This window comes from Streptomyces sp. NPDC001732 (assembly GCF_053596315.1).
Genome location: NZ_JBSFFY010000012.1, coordinates 21,815 through 38,373, shown reverse-complemented (window position 1 = coordinate 38,373; position 16,559 = coordinate 21,815). Strand labels below are relative to the sequence as shown.

The following is a 16,559-nucleotide window of genomic DNA, read 5'->3' as shown; positions in this document are numbered from 1 at the left end:
ATGGGTACGCACAGTGGCTAGGGGGTTGCGACGGTCAATTACGAACGACCGGCGCCGGTTTGACGTACCCAGACGTCAGACGATCGAACCGTCCTCGAAGCACCAGCGCCAGCTCTCGCCCGGTTCGAAGCTCCGCATCACCGGGTGACCGGTCTCCTCGAAGTGTGCCGTCGCGTGCCGCAGGGGCGAGGAATCGCAGCAGCCGACATGGCCGCAGACCAGGCAGAGCCGCAGCTGCACCGGGTGCGTGCCCGCCGCGAGGCACCCGGGGCAGGTCCCGCTGAGCGGGGTCGGTTCGGGGTGGGGCAGTGCGGACACGTGGGAGCAGGCACTCATGATGGTCAGGTTACGACGCTCGCGTGGACCGTGAATCACGACGGACACCCGGGCCGCGGACGCGGATGCGAGGACCGTGGAATGGACGTATTGCCGCTGGTGGGGCTGGTCGCGGTCAGCGCCGCGGTCGCGGGCGCGGCCCGCCGCACCCCCGTACCGGCCCCGCTGCTGCTCGTCGCCGCGGGGCTGATCGCCTCGTACCTGCCCGGGGTTCCCGTGTACACCCTGGACGCGCACGTCGTGCTTCCGCTGCTGCTGCCCCCGCTGCTCTACACGGCGGCGTTCGACAGCTCCTACCTCGATCTGCGGGCCAATCTGCGGCCGGTCGCGCTGCTGTCCGTCGGCTACGTCCTGTTCGCGACCGTCGCGGTCGGCTGGCTGGCGTACCGCCTCGTGCCCGGTCTGCCGCTCACCGCCGCCCTGGTGCTCGGCGCGGTCGTCGCCCCGCCGGACGCGGTCACGGCCGCGGCGATCGCCCGCCGGGTCGGACTGCCCGGCCGGATCACGACGGTCCTGCAGGGCGAGTCCCTGGTGAACGACGCCACGGCGATCACCGCGTACCGGGTGGCGCTCGCCGCCGCCGTGGGCGAGGGCATGAGCTGGGGCGCGGGCATCGGCGAGTTCCTCCTTGCCGCGGTCGGCGGAGTCGTGGTCGGCCTGGCCCTGATGGTGCCGCTGCACTGGCTCAGGATGCGTCTCAAGGAAGCGCTGCTCCAGAACACGCTGTCGCTGCTGATCCCGTTCGTGGCGTACGCGGTGGCCGAACGCGTGCACGCCTCCGGAGTGCTCGCCGTGGTCGTCGTGGCGCTCCACCTGGGGCACCGGACCTGGCAGGTGGACTTCGCGACCCGGCTCCAGGAGGAGGCCGTCCGGAAGATGGTCGCGTTCGTCCTGGAGTCCGTGGTCTTCGCGCTGATCGGGCTCCAGCTCCCCTTCGTACTGAAGGGGCTCGGTACGTACGACGCGGGCGACGCCGCCCGGTACGCGGCGCTCGTCCTCCTCGCTGTCGTCGTGGTCCGCTTCCTCTGGGTCTACCCGGCGACGTACACGCCCCGATGGCTGTCGAGGCGGATCAGGGAACGCGAACCCGAAACCGACTGGAGGACGCCGCTGATCGTCGGCTGGGCCGGGATGCGGGGCGTGGTCTCCCTGGCCATCGCCTTCTCCATCCCGCACGTCACCGCCGACGGTAGCCCCTTCCCGGCCCGCGACCTGGTGCTGTTCCTGACGTTCACCACCGTCATCGGCACACTGGTCGTCCAGGGGCTCACCCTGCCGCTCCTGGTCCGTTCCCTCAGGCTCCCCGGACGCGACGCGCTGGCCGAGACGCTGGCCGAGGCGCAGGCCCAGAGCGAGGCGTCCACGGCCGCCGAGGCCCGGCTGGAGGGCCTCCTCGCCGACCGGCACAACCGCCTGCCGGGCCCCCTGGCCGACCGGCTGCGCGCCGTCCTGGAGCGCCGCCGCAACGCGGTGTGGGAACGGCTCGGCGCGGCCGACCCGGTCACCGGCGAGTCGGCGGACGACACGTACCGCCGCCTGGCGAGGGAGATGATCGACGCCGAGCGCGAGGTCTTCGTACGACTGCGGGACGAGCGGCGGATCGACGACGAGATGCTGCGGACCCTGCTCAGACGGCTCGACCTGGAGGAAGCGGCGGCCTACCGGGAGACGGACACCCCTTAGGGCGGATCTTTTTTCGGGGGCTTCTACGGCCGGCCCGTGACGACCGCCGCGAGCGTGGTTCCCGCGGGGAACGCGCCTTCCGCGGTCAGCTCGGTGAGCGCGTACAGCAGCTTGGCGACGTAGAGCCGTTCGACGGGCATCCCGTGCCGCTGCTCGAAGTCGTCCGCGAAGGCGTGCAGCGGCGGGGGCGTACGGGCGTAGCCGCCGAAGTGGAAGCGCTCGTCCAGGGACCACGATCCGGCCGGACCGCCGAACGCCTCCTCCTGGAGCCCGCGCACCGCGTCCCCGAGGAAGCCGCCCCGCAGCACCGGAACCCCGAGCGCGCGCTGCCCCGGGGCGAGACCGGCGGCGAGACCGGCGAGGGTACCCCCGGTCCCACAGGCCACCGCGACCACGTCGGCCAGGCCGTGCAGCTCGCGCCCCAGCTTCGTACAGCCCTGTGCGGCCAGGGAGTTGCTCCCGCCCTCCGGGACGACACAGCAGTCCCCGAAGGCGCTCAGCAGTCCCGCCAGGGCCTCGGGATCGGCCTTCGCGCGGTACGTCGTACGGTCCACGAAGTGCAGGGCCATCCCGTCGGCCGCGCAGCGGGCGAGCGAGGGGTTCAGCGGACGGTCCGCCAGCTCCTCGCCCCGCACGACCCCGATGGTGGGGAACCCGAGCAGCCGTCCGGCGGCGGCGGTGGCCCGCAGGTGGTTGGAGTACGCCCCGCCGAAGGTCAGCACGGTGCGCCCGGCGGCGGCCCGCAGATTGGGGGCGAGCTTGCGCCACTTGTTGCCCGGCAGATCGGGATGGATCAGGTCGTCCCGTTTGAGCAGCAACCGGACGCCGCGCCGCTCGAACCGCTCGTCGCGGACCTCCTGCAACGGGGAGGGCAGCCGGGGCCGGAGCGCGAGGTCGGGGTCTACGGGCTGGCTCACCCCACCATTGTCGCCGTGCGCCCGGGGGCGGTCCGGTGCGGGTGCGGCCGGCCGCGGCGTGATCGCCGTGGCCGGCCGCACCCGCGGGCAGGGGCCGGAATCAGCCCTGCGCCAGCCACATGTCCGGGCCGAACACCTCGTAGTGGATGTCGGCCGCCGGAACTCCCTTGGCCAGCAGCTGCGTACGCACGGCGCGCATGAAGGGCAGCGGGCCGCAGAGGTACGCGTGGGTGCCGGGGGCGACGGGGAGTCCGCTCAGGTCGACCAGGCCGGTGCGGTCGGCGGGGTGGCCGGGCTCGGGGTCCTCGTACCAGAAGTGGGCGGTGGCCTCGGGGAGCTTGTCGGTGAGCATCGCGTGATCGGTGCGCATCGCGTGGGTGGCGGGGGAGCGGTCGCCGTGCACGACGGTGACGGGGGCGCGGTGGTCGGTCGCCGCGAGGTGCTCCAGCATCGAGAGCATCGGGGTGCAGCCGATGCCCGCGGAGGCGAGCAGCAGCGGGGCGTCGGCGGAGTCCAGCGCGAGGTCGCCGTACGGGGCGGAGACGCGCAGCAGGTCACCGGCCCCGACCTCGGCGTGCAGGTGGTTGGAGACCTCGCCGTCGGGCGCGCCCTCGCCGTGCACCCGCTTGACGGTGATCGAGCGGAGCCGCGACCCGGGGGCGGAGGAGAGGCTGTACTGGCGTATCTGGTGGGCCCCGTCGGGGAGTTCCACCTGTACGGAGACGTACTGGCCGGGGCGGAAGGCGGGGGCGGGCGCCCCGTCGGCCGGGCGCAGCTGGAAGGTGGCGACGTCCGCGGTCTCCTCGATCCGGGCGACCACCTCCCACTCGCGCCACACGTCACCGGCGACGACGCCCTGCTGGGCGTACAGCCGCTCCTCGATCGAGATCAGGGCACCGGCCATCAGCCAGTAGACCTCGTCCCACGCGGCGGCGACCTCCGGGGTGACCGCGTCGCCGAGCACCTCGGCGATGGCGGCGAACAGGTGGGTGTGCACGATCTCGTACTGCGCGGCGGTGACGCCCAGCGAGGCGTGCTTGTGGGCGATCCGGTGGAGCATCACGTCGGGGCGGGTGTCCGGGTGCTCGACCAGCTGGGTCGCGAAGGCGGCTATGGAGCCCGCCAGGGCCTGGCGCTGGGCGCCGGACGCCTGGTTGCCGCGGTTGAAGAGGTCGCGCAGCAGCTCGGGGTGGGCCTCGAACAGCTTGCGGTAGAAGAGATCGGCGATGTCTCCGATGGCCGCGCCCACGGCGGGAAGGGTGGCACGGACGGTGGCGGTCGACGTCTCGGAGAGCATCTGTTCCTCCTGGATCCTTGAATTGGTATCTGAGATGCGTATTTTTTTGCAGTGGAAAACCGGGCGGGGGTGCCCGGTTCGTGGCGCGGGGTGCGTGTGGGGGGTGCCGGTCAGCCGGAGGGGCGGCTGCTGCTGATGCCGATCAGCAGTGGTCCGGTGGGGGAGGCGACGAGTCCATCGATGGTGAGCGGGTCGAGCGAGGCGTAGAAGGCGTCCTCCGCCTCGCGCAGGGCCACGCGCAGCCGGCAGGCCGAGCGCAGCGGGCAGGGGGTGGTGCCCTCGCAGTCGACGACGTCTCCGGGGCCCTCCAGCTCGCGGACGAGTCCGCCGATGGAGGCGGAGCGGCCCGCCGAGGTGAGGCTGAGCCCGCCGCCGCGTCCTCGTCGCGCCTCGATGAGGCCGAGGTGCTGGAGTCGGGCGACGACCTTCGCGGCGTGGGTGTACGGCACCTGCATGGTGGCCGCCACCTCCCGGGTGGTCGGCGGTTCCTCGTTCTCCGCGACGGCGAGGCGCATCAGCACGCGCAACGCCACGTCGGTGAATTTCGTCAGCCGCATGGCCATCACGGTAGATAAGTTGCATCGGAGATGCAACTTAAGGCGTCGTGCGGGCGTAACCGGCCGTCGTGCCCAGCCCTTAGGCAGATTAGTCACACTCTTTTGTGTAATGGCGCAGTGGCTCTCCGTGCTGAAAGGCTTCTTCGCGCAGGTCAGCCGAAGAATCGAGAGGACGTCAGATGTCCGTTGGTGAAGAGGTTCAGAACGTGTCGACGCCACCGCAGCAGAGTCTGGGGACGGCGGCGGCGCGGAACCTCGCGACGACCACCAAGTCCGCCCCGCAGATGCAGGAGATCACCTCGCGGTGGCTGCTGAAGATGTTGCCGTGGGTGCAGGTGCAGGGTGGCACCTACCGGGTGAACCGCAGGCTGAGCTACTCGGTCGGGGACGGCAGGGTGACCTTCGTGCAGACCGGTGACCGGGTGGCGGTCATCCCCGCCGAGCTCGGGGAGCTGCCCGCCCTGCGGGACTTCGGTGACGAGGAGGTGCTGGGCGAGCTGGCCCGGCGTTGTGAGCAGCGGGAGATCGCCGCGGGGCAGGTGCTGGCCTCGGCCGGGGACGCGGCGGACGTCGTCTACCTGTTGGCGCACGGCAAGGTCGAGAAGGTCGGCACCGGCCCCTACGGGGACGAAGCGGTGCTCGGGGTCCACGCCGACGGGGCCTACTTCGGAGACCAGGCCCTCGTCGACGGCGACGCCGTCTGGGAGTACACGGCCCGCGCCGTCACCGCCTGCACGGTGCTGGCGCTGAGCCGGGCGGACGTGCTGAACCTCGCGGAGCGCGCGGACTCGCTCCGCACCCACCTCGCCAATCTCCTCGCCATCCCGCAGCAGCGCACCAACAAGTACGGCGAGGCGGAGATCGACCTCTCCGCCGGGCACGTCGGCGAAGCCGTCGTCCCGCACACCTACGTCGACTACGAGGCCTCGCCGCGCGAGTACGAACTGAGCGTCGCCCAGACCGTGCTGAAGGTCCACAGCCGGGTCGCCGACCTCTACAACCAGCCGATGAACCAGACCGAGCAGCAGTTGCGGCTCACGGTCGAGGCGCTGCGCGAGCGCCAGGAGCACGAGCTGATCAACAACCGCGAGTTCGGGCTGCTCAACAACTGCGACTACGGCCAGCGCCTCCAGCCGCACGACGGGGCGCCCAGTCCCGACGACATGGACGAACTGCTCTCGCGCCGCCGCGGCTCGAAGCTCTTCCTCGCCCACCCGCGGGCCATCGCCGCCTTCGGCCGCGAGTGCAACAAGCGCGGTCTGGTGCCGGAGAGCGTCGAGGTCGGCGGGCACCACGTGCCGGCCTGGCGGGGCGTGCCGATCTTCCCGTGCAACAAGATCCCGGTCAGCGACGCCCGGACCACGTCGATCATCTGCATGAGGACGGGCGAGGCCGAGCAGGGGGTCATCGGGCTCCAGCAGACCGGCATCCCCGACGAGATCGAGCCCAGCCTCTCGGTCCGCTTCATGGGCATCGACGAGCAGGCGATCATCTCGTACCTGGTGACGGCCTACTACTCCGCGGCCGTTCTCGTGCCGGACGCCCTGGGCGTACTGGAAAACGTCGAGGTCGGCCGCTGGCGATGACCCATCGGGGGCCCGGACGGACGGTGTCCGGGCCCCCGTCAACCTCCGCCACCGGGCAGCCGTGCCCGGGGCGGCCCCGGGAGGACGGCCAGTGAAGACCCACCACGTACCCCAACCACCCGCACCCCGCGCCCCGGGCGACGACGGCCCGGCCGCCGCCGCGGCGCAGGGCCAGGAGGCGCAGACGCTCCTGGAGGAGAGCCGGGCCCTCGTCGACCCCCGGCTGCGCGCCGCCGTCGACTCCCTGCCCGGATCGATCCGCCGCGTCGCGGCGTACCACTTCGGCTGGGAGGAGGCGGACGGCTCCCCGTCCTCGGGACGGGCGGGAAAGGCGATCAGACCCGCGCTGGTCCTCGCCGCCGCACGAGCCCTGGGCGGCGACCCGCAACGCGCGGTACGGGCCGCCGTCGCCGTGGAGTTGGTCCACAACTTCACCCTGCTGCACGACGACGTCATCGACGAGGACCGGACCCGCCGGCACCGGCCCACGGCCTGGGCGGTGTTCGGCATCCCCGCAGCGGTGATCGCCGGTGACGCCATGCTCGCCCTCGCCCAGCGGCTGCTCGCCGAGGACACGGACCCGGCGGCGGCACGGGCCTCGGCACGGCTCTCCACCTGCGTCATCGAACTGTGCGCGGGCCAGCAGGCCGACTGCGCCTTCGAGGACCGGGGGCCCGACGAGGTCACGCTGGACGAGTGCCTGACCATGGCCACCGCCAAGACGGGCGCCCTGCTCGGCTGCGCCTGCGCGCTGGGGGCGCTCTACGCGGACGCGGGGGAGCGGCCGGTCGGCGCGATGGACGGATTCGGCCGCGAATCGGGACTCGCCTTCCAGCTCATCGACGACCTGATCGGAATCTGGGGGGACCCGGCACGGACCGGGAAGCCGGTGGGGGCGGATCTCGTCGCCCACAAGAAGTCCCTGCCCGTCGTCGCGGCCCTGACCTCCGGCACCCCCGCGGCGGCCGAACTCGCCGCGCTCTACCGGGGTTCCATGAACACACCCGACGAGGTGAGCCGCGCCGCCGACGCCGTCGACCGGGCCGGCGGCCGGGACTGGGCCCAGATCTACGCGGCGGACCGGATGGCACGCGCCGTCCACCATCTGTCCCGGGCGGTGCCCGACCTCGCCCGTGCGGGCGATCTGCTGACCCTGGCGGAGTTCGTCACCCGTCGGACGCACTGAGCACGGAGGAGAGGAGGGAGGGGAGAGAGCCGAAGAGGGAGAGAGAGCGGAGGAGGAGCCGAGGTCACAGGGGCCGCGAGACGAAGAGGAGGGCGACAGGCCGACTGTCATGGGCACGGACTACAGTCCCTGCCCATGACAGATGAGTCATGGGCAGGGTGGTACCGGGACCGGCAGGGTTCCGACGCCGTCGTCCTCACCACCGATGGACAGCAACTACACCTCCGCACAAGGGGGATCGACTTCGAGGGCACGAGTTTCGACGGCCTCGCCCCGGTCGTCGGAGCACCACCGGCCGACGACCGGTTCGCCCTGGTGGACGGCGCGTTGAGCGACTGCGTCCTGGAGTGGGACCTGCCGCTCCCGGTGATCTGGGACGGAGCCGTCCATCAGGCCACGCTCAGCTGCCTGCTGTCGCTGCGCCGCCCCGATTCGCATCTCAGCCTCGAATTGCAGTTCGGCGGTGCGGCCTATGCATCCCATCGTGCCGAGAGCGATTTCGCCTCCGCCCTCGCCACGATCCAGCGCGCCCTGCCACCCGGGGTGCGTCTTCAGACCTGCATAGCCTGCGCCTTCTCGGACTACTTCCCGGCCCCGGAGCCGGCCCCGGGCTCGGGGCGTGGACTGTCCGGGGGCCTTGCCTGTTTCCGGGGTGCCAAGGACGCCTATCGCGGGGCGGCCGGTGAGGGCGATGTCCTGGACCTGTGGGACCGGCGGACCGGGTTCGTCCAGGAGATCTGGAGCTGCCGCGAGTACGAGCCCCGCCCGGACGGCGGCGCCGGTACCGGGCATCGGGGCGCGTTCCCGCTGGAACACGCCTGACGTCCTCCGGGTTCCGGCCTCCGGTCCTCCACCCCTCTCCGTCTCCGCTCCTCGTCCCCGTCCCCGTCCCCGTCTCCGTTTTCCTCTGCTTCTCGTCCCCCCGTCCCTCGTCCCCCGTGCGTTTCCGCTCGCTGACGCTGCCCCGTACCGGAACAGTTCCGGTACGGGGCAGCTCTGTTGCCCGGGGGCGGTGATCGGGATTGTTACTCCGTACTTGTTCTACTAACATGCGAACAAGGGAGGTTTTAATGAACCGTAAGAGCCTGGGCGGGGCCACTCTTGTCGCTCTGCCGTTCCTGCTCGCACTCGCTGTCGACCTGGGTCTGTTCCTCGTGTTCCGTGACCGACTGCCCGACCGGCCGGCCAGCCATTTCACGGCCGGCGGCCAGGTGGACGGACATGTGGGGCTGATCTGGTACGCGGTGTTCTGCGCGTTGGTGTTCGTCGTGACCGGCGTCTTGTGGTCCGTCATGGTGATGCGGGGAAAGTTCTACGGGCGGGCCCACCGCCTGCTCGTTGCCGGTGGCTACGCCCTCGCCGGTTTCCTCGGCTGGACGATGGGCGCCACGCTGTTCGCGAACGTGGACGCCGTCGAGGGTGCGCGGGGGGAGGCGCAGGGCGTCTCGTTCCCGATGTGGCAGCTCGCCGTCGCCCTGGGCGTCGCTGTGCTCGCGGGCGGGATCGGTGCGGGGCTGGCCGCGCTCCGTCCCGTACCGGAACCCCGGGCCGGGAGCGAACCGGCCGGCGACGGCGCGCGGATCGCGCTCGCGGACGGCGAGGTCGCCGGCTGGGCGCGCAGCGCCGGGAGCCGGTGGCCGCTGCTGATGGTGCTCCTGCTTGTCGCCGTGGGCGTGGTGGGGCTGTTCGTGTCGGGCTGGGCCGCCGGGCTTCCGCCGCTGCTCATCGGCGTGCTGATGGCCGGGTTCGTGCGGCCGCACGTGGTGGTGGACCGGCGTGGCATCACCGTCTCCGGAACGCTGCGCTGGCCGCGGGTCAGGGTGCCGCTCGACCGGATCGAGGCGGCGAGCAGCCGGCACATCAACCCCCTCGCGGAATACGGCGGTTGGGGATACCGCATCCGGCCGGGGGGAACCGGTGTGGTGCTCCGCTCCGGCGAGGGGATCGTGGCGACGCTGGTGGACGGCCGGAAGTTCGCGGTGACCGTCGACGACTCGGCCACCGGGGCCGCGCTCCTCAACACCCTGATCGACCAGCGTCGGGCGGAGCACTGAGCATGCTGTTCCGTGTCGATCCCACGTCCACCGTGCCGCTCGGCGACCAGATCGCGGCGTCCGTGCGCCGCTCGGTTGCCGAGGGGGCGGTGGTGCCGGGCGAGAGGCTGCCCGCGGCCCGGGTGCTCGCGGAGTCACTCGGCGTCAACGTCCACACCGTGCTGCGCGGCTATCAGCGGCTTCGCGAGGAGGGGCTGATCGAACTGCGCCGGGGGCGCGGCGCGGTCGTCACCGGCGGCGTCTCGCCTCATCGCGCCAGATTGCTGCAGAGGGTGCGCGAAGTGGCTGCGGACGCACGCGAGTTGGGGATGACGGAGGACGAACTGCTGGATCTGGTGCGGGCGGCGCTGAACGCCCCGTGAGCCTGCGGCGCCCCGGTCGGCGGGCCCCGGCCCTCGCGGCCCGCAGCTCCTGCGGCCCCTGGCGTCCTCCCGGCCCCGGAAGCCCGGCCCCGGAACCCCCGAGGGGCCACCCCGTCCTACGAGGTGGCCCCGGGTCCCGCGCGGCGGGCCGTGAGACGGCCCGGGGGAGGTGCGGGGGAGGTGCGGGGAACGGATCAGGAGGAGCTGCGCGCCAGTGCGGCCGCGAAGCCGTACTGCCACAGGTAGTTGACCTGGCTGCGCTCGTTCGCGTTGGGGTACGGGTTGGTGCAGGACGTGCCGGGGCCGCCGCCCGACATCAGCTCGCTGCACGGGCCGGAGTAGTGGTCCGGCAGGCCGAGCACGTGCCCGGTCTCGTGCGCGGTGACCCGGGTCGAGTTGTACTGCTGGTTCTGCGCGTAGTCCAGGAAGATGTACCCGTTGCCGTGCCCGTCGGTGCTCGCGTACGAGCCCCGGGAGTCGTTGCCCTCGTAGTAGGTGAAGTCGGCGTTCGAGCCTTCCTGCAGCCGGACGTTGGAGACGGAGCTGTTCCAGATCTGCGCGCTGCTGGCTATCTGGCTGCGGAAGCTCGGCGCGTTGGCGGCGCTGTAGACGACGGTGACCGCCTGGGTGCCGGGGTTCGCCGCCCGCTTCTTCGCCACGGACTTGGCGACCGCCTCGAAGAACGCCTTGTTCGCGGCGGCGTTCTCGTGCGACTCGGAGTAGGCGGTGTAGCCGGCCCGAGCCTCCGAAGCGGCGACGGCGGGTGCCGCGTCGGAGGCCGGGGAGGCGGCGATGGCGGGGGCCGTGCCCAGTGCGGCGGCGAGGCCGAAGCCGAGGCCGACCACGGCCGACATGACGGTCCTGGGGTGTCTCATGGGGGGTCTCCTACCGATTACCGGTCCGATGAGCCCGTCCGGTGAACCTGTCCGATGACCGGACGGGGACGGGGTGAGGTACGGAGAGAGTGTCGGGGAGCGAAGGCCGCGGCGGATGATGTCAACCGGCGATAGCGCCGCACTATCACCGTCCCCGGTACCTTCACCGAAGACTGCGTCAACTCCAGGTGAATTAACGGGTTTTGGTGGGATTGGGGAGTCTGGTGCGACCGCTGCCCGCCGCCCTACGCTCGATGACATGGAGCTTGAGGTGAGACACCTCAGGGCGCTGTGCGCCATAGCCGACACGGGCAGTCTGCACCGAGCCGCCCGCAGTCTGGGCGTGAGTCAGCCCTCCCTGACCACCCAGCTGCGACGGATCGAGAACACCCTGGGCGCCGAGCTGTTCTCCCGCGAACGGACCGGCTGCCGACCGACGTTGCTCGGCCGCGCCGTCCTCAGCCGGGCCCGCCCCCTGGTCGACGGAATGACCGCTCTGGTCAGCGACGCGAAGGCGGAGGCCGCCGCGGTGCGTGCCTCCGGTCCGCGGCTGCGCATCGGCTGCACCGCGAGCCGGGTCATCGGCGGCTGGCTGCGCAGGCTGCGGCTCCGGCTGCCCGACACGGACATCTCGCTGCGGGTCGACGTATCGGCCCGCGCACTGCTCCGCGACGTCGGGACGGGCGGGCTGGACGTCGTCTTCGTGCACGAGGTCGAGGGCTGCCCGCTGGCCGTCCCGGAAGGACTGGAACAGCGCGTTCTCCTGGAGCGCGAACCGCAGTTCATCTCCATGGCCAGGGACCATCCGGCCGCCGCCCGGTCCGTGGTCGACCTGGAGGACCTGGCCGCCGACCGGTGGATGGTCGACCCCACGGTGGACGGCGAATGGGACGGGTTGCGCCGGGTGTTCGACGAGGCCGGCCTCGCGCCGACCGTCCTGCACGGCGACTACCTCACCGCCGCCTCCCTCATCGTGCTCGGCGAGGCGGTCGCCCCCTGCCAGCCCACCTCCGGGCCGCGCGACGACATGGCGATCCGCCCGCTGCGCGACGACCCCCTCGCGGTACGGCTGCTGCTGGTGTCCCGGCCGGGCACCGACACGACGGCTGCGTACGCGGAACTGGAGGCGGCCTACCGGGAGGCGGCCCAGCGGGCGGCCGGCTACCACCAGTGGCTGCTGCGCAACCACAGCCCGCTCGTCTGCGCCCCCTGACCGGCGACCTTCGCGGACGGTCGGGGTTCCGCGCGGGCAGTCGGCGTTCCCCACGGGCGGTCGGTACGGAACGGGCGGCCGACGCGGAACGAGTGGCCGGCCCGGAACGAGCAGTCGGTGCAGAAAGGGCAGCCGACAGGGGGAACGGGTGCTCGATTCCGCTGAGAGCGAGGACCTGTTCCGGTCCGGATGCCCGGCAGGCAGAGTCGGCCCCATGAGACTTCTGATGCTGGGTGGTACGGAATTCGTCGGACGCGCCGTCACGGAGGAGGCCCTTGCGCGCGGCTGGGAGGTCACCGTGTTCCACCGGGGCCGGCACGCGCCCCCGCCGGGGGTGACGGAACTCCTCGGCGACCGCACCGCCGAGGACGGCCTCGCGGCGCTGGCCGCGCCCGGTGGCCGTGCCGGGGGCGGCACCGGCAGCGGGGCCGGTGACGCGTACGACTGGGACCTGGTGGTCGACACCTGGACCGGGGCGCCCTCCGCCGTACGGGACGCGGCCCGGCTGCTGGCCGACCGGGTCGGCCGGTACGTGTACGTCTCCAGTCGTTCCGTGTACGACTGTCCGGCTCCGGCCGGGCTGCCGGAGGACGGCCCGGTGGTGGCCGGGGCCTCGCTGGACGAGGACGGGGACGTTCCGTACGCCCTCGCCAAGCGGGGCGGTGAACTGGCCGCGCTCGACGCCTTCGGGGACCGGGCCCTGCTCGCCCGCGCGGGCCTGATCCTGGGGCCCGGGGAGAACGTCGGTCGACTGCCCTGGTGGTTGACGCGGATCGCCCGGGGCGGACCGGTACTCGCCCCGGGAACCCCGGACCTGAAGCTCCAGTACATCGACGCCCGTGACCTCGCGAACTGGCTGCTGGACGCGGGCAGCAGTGGGCTGAGCGGGCCGTACAACCTGGTCAGCCGTCCGGGCCACGCCACCATGGGGCAACTGCTGGACGCCTGCGTACGCGCCACCGGCTCCGGTGCGACGCTCCGTTGGACCCCCGCGGAGACGATTCTCGCGGCGGGCGTGGAGCCGTGGAGCGACCTGCCGGTCTGGCTGCCGCCGGGCGAGCTGTACGACACGATGCACCAGGGCGACGTGAGCAAGGCGTACGCGTCCGGCCTGCGTTGCCGACCGGTCGAGGAGACGGTCGTCGACACCTGGAAGTGGCTGGAGGGGCTGGGCGGACAGGCTCCGCAGCGGTCGGACCGGCCGACGGTCGGCCTGGACCCGCGGGTGGAGGCCGAATTGCTGGCGAAGACGGCCTGACGCGGACTCGCGCCGCAGCGGCCGGACGCGCCGACGTACACGCCTGCCGGATCGGGTTCGACGCACCGGTGCACAGCCCGTATATCCGGGTGTATCGACTTCGATCCGGCGTGGAATTCCATATCCTTTGGTATGTAAAGCCGCATATTGCCCTGTATGGCAACAGATATTCGCAGGCGTGGCAAAAGCATCCGGGCGGTAGTGGCCACTGCGGCGGCTGCGGCACTGGTGGGCACGTCGGCGGCCACCGCTCTGGCCGACCCGCTGCCCGGCGGGCTCGGCCCCTGTGCGGGGAACGACTGCCCGACCACCTGGCTCGACCCGAACAACGGGCCCGTCACCCACCACGACAGCAACATCAACATCTTCGTCGGCGGCGACTTCCTGGTCCGGCAGGCCGCCGCGGAGGCCGAGGGAAAGATCGTCACCCTCGGCCGGTTCGACATGAACAAGCGCGAAGGGGCCTCGCAGATCTACAACGTCGGCGTGGTCGGAGTGGGCTCCCGGGTGCCGCCCCCCGACGGCTCCGACCACCTGACGGTGGGCGGGCCGCTGACCGTCGCGGACGGGCAGCGACTGCTCGCCGAGGAGGGGGCGCGCCACGGGGTGGTCAAGTACGCCCGGACCGCCGGCGGAACGGTGATCCCGGCGCCGCTCGGGGACCCCGCCGCCACGGCCCCGTACACGGCGCTGCGCGACCGGTTGACCGCGGCGAGCCGCTGCTACGCGTACGACGACAACCGGGACCACCGCCGCCCCACCACGGGCACCACGGTGAACGCCGGTTTCGAGACGGTCTTCACCGGCGACGGTGCCTCCGCCCTCCAGGTGTTCGCCGTGGACGCCGATGTGGCGGCGGCCGGGGGCGGTCAGCAGGGCATCACGTTCGCCGCGGTCCCGGAGGGCGCGACGGTGCTCGTCAACGTCTACGGGAACAGCCGCAACATCAACACGTACATGGGTTCGCTGCCCCAGGCCGGGCTGCGCGAACGCCTGTTGTGGAACTTCCCCGACGCCACCGGGGTCGGGCTGCACGGCTCGACCCAGTTCCAGGGCAGTGTGCTGATCGGGCGGCAGTCGAGCACGGCCACCTTGGACATGAGCGGCACCAACGGCCGCTTCTGCACCGCCGGTTCGCTGATCCACACGTCGGGGCATTCGGGCGGCCAGGAGCTGCACGCCTACCCCTTCGAGGGGGACCTGCCGAGCTGCGACGAGGAACCCACGCCCACACCCACGCCCACACCCACGCCCACGCCCACACCGACGGACACGCCAACCCCCACGGACACACCGACGCCGACCGATGCTCCAACCCCCACGGATACCCCGACGCCGACCCCCACGGACACGCCGACCCCCACCGACACGCCGATGCCCACGAACACGCCGGCGCCGACGGACACTCCCACCCACACCCCCGGGCCGTGGCCTTCGGAGACGACGCCGGAGCCGAATCCCACCCCGACCCACACCTGGCCGCACAAGCCCCACCCCGGGGGAGAGCTTCCCCACACGGGCTCCCGCGGCGGTGAATGGATCATCGGCGGCATCGCCGCGGCGCTGGTCGCGGCCGGCTCGGCGGCCGCGCTGATGGCCGGAAGGGCGCGCCGACGCGGCTAAGGGGTGTCCCGCAATACCTGGCGGGCGCACGACGACAGCTACTTCCCCGAGCTCTCGGCTGCGCTCGAGCAGGGGAGACCCCATCCTCGCCGCGTTGTCGGAGCGCCCGAATACAATCCAGTATGCGGGCGCCCCTCCGCCTTGCGATGCACCGCATCTGACGCCGCGCGCTGATCCACCAGGCATTACGGGACACCCCTTAACTTTGGCCCATGGCCGAACTGCTGCTGCACCTGACCGAAGGCCCCCTGTGGGAGGAGGCCCGCAGGATCGGAACGTACGAGATGTCCACCCGCGGGCGCACCCTGCACGAAGAGGGCTTCATCCACTGCTCGCTGCCGCACCAGCTCGCCGGCGCGGCCGAGAGGCTGTACGGCGCCGGGAGCGGGGCCGGGACAGGTGACCAGGAACTCGTGGTCCTGGTCATCGACCCCGCCCGGCTCCCGTCGCCCGTGCGGTACGAGTCCATCCGGCCCGGCGAGGAGAAGTTCCCGCACATCTACGGGCCCGTCCCGGTGGACGCGGTTGTGGAAGTGCGTCCCTGGGCGGGCAAGGAAGGCGACTTCGCATGAACACCCCACCTCCCACGGAGTCCGGAGACCCCACGGGCTCCGAAGATCGCACGAGCTCCGGGGGTCCCACGAGCCCCGGAGATCTCACGGGGCCGGCGGGTTCCGGCGCCCCTGCCCCCGCCCCCACCCCCATCATCGCCGTCACCGGCGCGAGCGGTGCCGTGGGCGGCCGGGTCGCACGGCGCCTGGCGCGCGCCGGAGTGCCCGTGCGGCTCCTCGGCCGCGATCCGGCACGACTGCCCGAACTGCCCGGCGCGGTCGCCGCCCCGCCCGCGCCGTACGGTGACGGGGAGGCCATGCGCCGCGCCCTCGCCGGGGCGCACACGCTGTTCCTCGTCTCGGCGCACGAGAGCCCGGACCGGGTGCGCGAGCACACGACGGCCGTGGACGCGGCGGTCGCCGTGGGCGTCGAGCGCATCGTGTACGTCTCCTTCCTCGGCGCCGCGCCGGAGGCCACGTTCACCTTCGCCCGGGACCACTGGCACACCGAGGCGCACATCCGGACCGCCGACGTCCGCCACACCTTCCTGCGCGACAGCCTGTACCTCGCCGGGCTCCCCGCGATGACCGGCGCCGACGGGGTGCTGCGCGGTCCGGGCGGCGACGGCCGGGTGGCGGCGGTGGCGCACGAGGACATCGCGGACGCCGCGACCGCCGTGCTGCTGGCCGACGCCGAGCACGCCGCCACCCGCCACGACGGGGTGACGTACGACCTCACGGGCCCCGAGGCGTTCACCCTCGCCGAGGCGGCCGAGGAACTGAGCAGGGCCTCCGGCCGGACCGTCACCTACGTACCGGAGACCCGTGAGGAGGCCTACGCCTCCCGGGCGCAGTACGGGGCCGAGGACTGGGAAGTGACCGGCTGGGTGACGTCGTACGAGGCCATCGCCACCGGTGAGATGGCCACGGTCTCGGACGCGGTACCGAACCTGACGGGGCGTCGGGCCATGGACCTGGCCACCTATCTGAGGGAACACCCGGACAGCTACCGGCACTTGCTGAAGCCGCGCTGACCGTCGGCCCGCCCGTACAGCGGCGTA

General features: G+C 72.2%; 16 protein-coding genes. 11 read left to right on the top strand and 5 right to left on the bottom strand.

Annotation, left to right across the window (positions count from 1 at the left end):
* Positions 1-75: 75 nt before the first annotated feature.
* The gene (locus tag ACWCXX_RS15125; protein ID WP_451127181.1) at positions 76-336 is read right to left on the bottom strand and encodes a UBP-type zinc finger domain-containing protein; all 261 of its coding nucleotides are present in this window, start codon (positions 334-336) and stop codon (positions 76-78) included.
* Between the two features lie 81 nt (positions 337-417).
* On the opposite strand from ACWCXX_RS15125, the gene ACWCXX_RS15120 reads away from it, so the two are divergent.
* Positions 418-2,019, top strand: a complete 1,602-nt coding sequence (locus ACWCXX_RS15120; RefSeq protein ID WP_451127179.1) for a Na+/H+ antiporter — start codon at positions 418-420, stop codon at positions 2,017-2,019.
* Positions 2,020-2,042: 23 nt separating this feature from the next.
* Here the strand turns inward: ACWCXX_RS15120 and ACWCXX_RS15115 are convergent, their stop codons facing one another.
* The 3 genes from ACWCXX_RS15115 to ACWCXX_RS15105 form a co-directional block, all read right to left on the bottom strand.
* Positions 2,043-2,936 carry a 1-aminocyclopropane-1-carboxylate deaminase/D-cysteine desulfhydrase gene (locus ACWCXX_RS15115; protein WP_451127177.1) on the bottom strand — a complete coding sequence of 298 codons (894 nt, stop codon included), beginning with the start codon at positions 2,934-2,936 and terminating at the stop codon, positions 2,043-2,045.
* 100 nt (positions 2,937-3,036) lie between these two features.
* Entirely contained in the window at positions 3,037-4,233 is a 1,197-nt protein-coding gene (locus ACWCXX_RS15110) for a globin domain-containing protein (protein WP_451127175.1), read from the bottom strand.
* A 110-nt stretch (positions 4,234-4,343) separates the two neighbouring features.
* Positions 4,344-4,790, bottom strand: coding sequence for an RrF2 family transcriptional regulator (locus ACWCXX_RS15105; RefSeq protein ID WP_451127173.1), 447 nt, complete (start codon positions 4,788-4,790; stop codon positions 4,344-4,346).
* Between the two features lie 179 nt (positions 4,791-4,969).
* Between ACWCXX_RS15105 and ACWCXX_RS15100 the strand changes: the two genes are divergently transcribed.
* From ACWCXX_RS15100 to ACWCXX_RS15080, 5 genes are all read left to right on the top strand, one after another.
* The gene (locus ACWCXX_RS15100; protein WP_451127171.1) at positions 4,970-6,376 is read left to right on the top strand and encodes a family 2B encapsulin nanocompartment shell protein; all 1,407 of its coding nucleotides are present in this window, start codon (positions 4,970-4,972) and stop codon (positions 6,374-6,376) included.
* 190 nt (positions 6,377-6,566) lie between these two features.
* Positions 6,567-7,562, top strand: coding sequence for a family 2 encapsulin nanocompartment cargo protein polyprenyl transferase (locus tag ACWCXX_RS15095; protein WP_451127395.1), 996 nt, complete (start codon positions 6,567-6,569; stop codon positions 7,560-7,562).
* A gap of 135 nt (positions 7,563-7,697) precedes the next feature.
* On the top strand, positions 7,698-8,384 hold the full coding sequence (locus tag ACWCXX_RS15090) for a DUF6304 family protein (protein WP_451127169.1): 687 nt from the start codon (positions 7,698-7,700) through the stop codon (positions 8,382-8,384).
* A 248-nt stretch (positions 8,385-8,632) separates the two neighbouring features.
* Complete coding sequence (locus ACWCXX_RS15085; protein WP_451127167.1) at positions 8,633-9,616, top strand: DUF1648 domain-containing protein; 984 nt, start codon at positions 8,633-8,635, stop codon at positions 9,614-9,616.
* Positions 9,617-9,618: 2 nt separating this feature from the next.
* On the top strand, positions 9,619-9,978 hold the full coding sequence (locus ACWCXX_RS15080) for a GntR family transcriptional regulator (RefSeq protein ID WP_451127165.1): 360 nt from the start codon (positions 9,619-9,621) through the stop codon (positions 9,976-9,978).
* 194 nt (positions 9,979-10,172) lie between these two features.
* On the opposite strand, the gene snpA is transcribed toward ACWCXX_RS15080, so the two are convergent.
* Positions 10,173-10,853 carry a snapalysin gene (gene snpA, locus ACWCXX_RS15075; RefSeq protein ID WP_451127163.1) on the bottom strand — a complete coding sequence of 227 codons (681 nt, stop codon included), beginning with the start codon at positions 10,851-10,853 and terminating at the stop codon, positions 10,173-10,175.
* Positions 10,854-11,112: 259 nt separating this feature from the next.
* Here snpA and ACWCXX_RS15070 point away from each other — a divergent pair, with 259 nt between their 5' ends.
* From ACWCXX_RS15070 to ACWCXX_RS15050, 5 genes are all read left to right on the top strand, one after another.
* Positions 11,113-12,066, top strand: a complete 954-nt coding sequence (locus ACWCXX_RS15070) for a LysR family transcriptional regulator (protein ID WP_451127161.1) — start codon at positions 11,113-11,115, stop codon at positions 12,064-12,066.
* 226 nt (positions 12,067-12,292) lie between these two features.
* The gene (locus tag ACWCXX_RS15065; protein WP_451127393.1) at positions 12,293-13,324 is read left to right on the top strand and encodes an NAD-dependent epimerase/dehydratase family protein; all 1,032 of its coding nucleotides are present in this window, start codon (positions 12,293-12,295) and stop codon (positions 13,322-13,324) included.
* Positions 13,325-13,525: 201 nt separating this feature from the next.
* Positions 13,526-14,947, top strand: a complete 1,422-nt coding sequence (locus ACWCXX_RS15060) for a choice-of-anchor A family protein (protein WP_451127159.1) — start codon at positions 13,526-13,528, stop codon at positions 14,945-14,947.
* 212 nt (positions 14,948-15,159) lie between these two features.
* A complete protein-coding gene (locus tag ACWCXX_RS15055; protein WP_451127157.1) occupies positions 15,160-15,519 on the top strand; it encodes a DUF952 domain-containing protein in 360 nt (119 codons plus the stop codon).
* The gene (locus ACWCXX_RS15050) at positions 15,516-16,532 is read left to right on the top strand and encodes an NAD(P)H-binding protein (protein ID WP_451127155.1); all 1,017 of its coding nucleotides are present in this window, start codon (positions 15,516-15,518) and stop codon (positions 16,530-16,532) included. Before ACWCXX_RS15055 ends, ACWCXX_RS15050 begins: the two co-directional genes overlap by 4 nt.
* Positions 16,533-16,559: the final 27 nt, after the last annotated feature.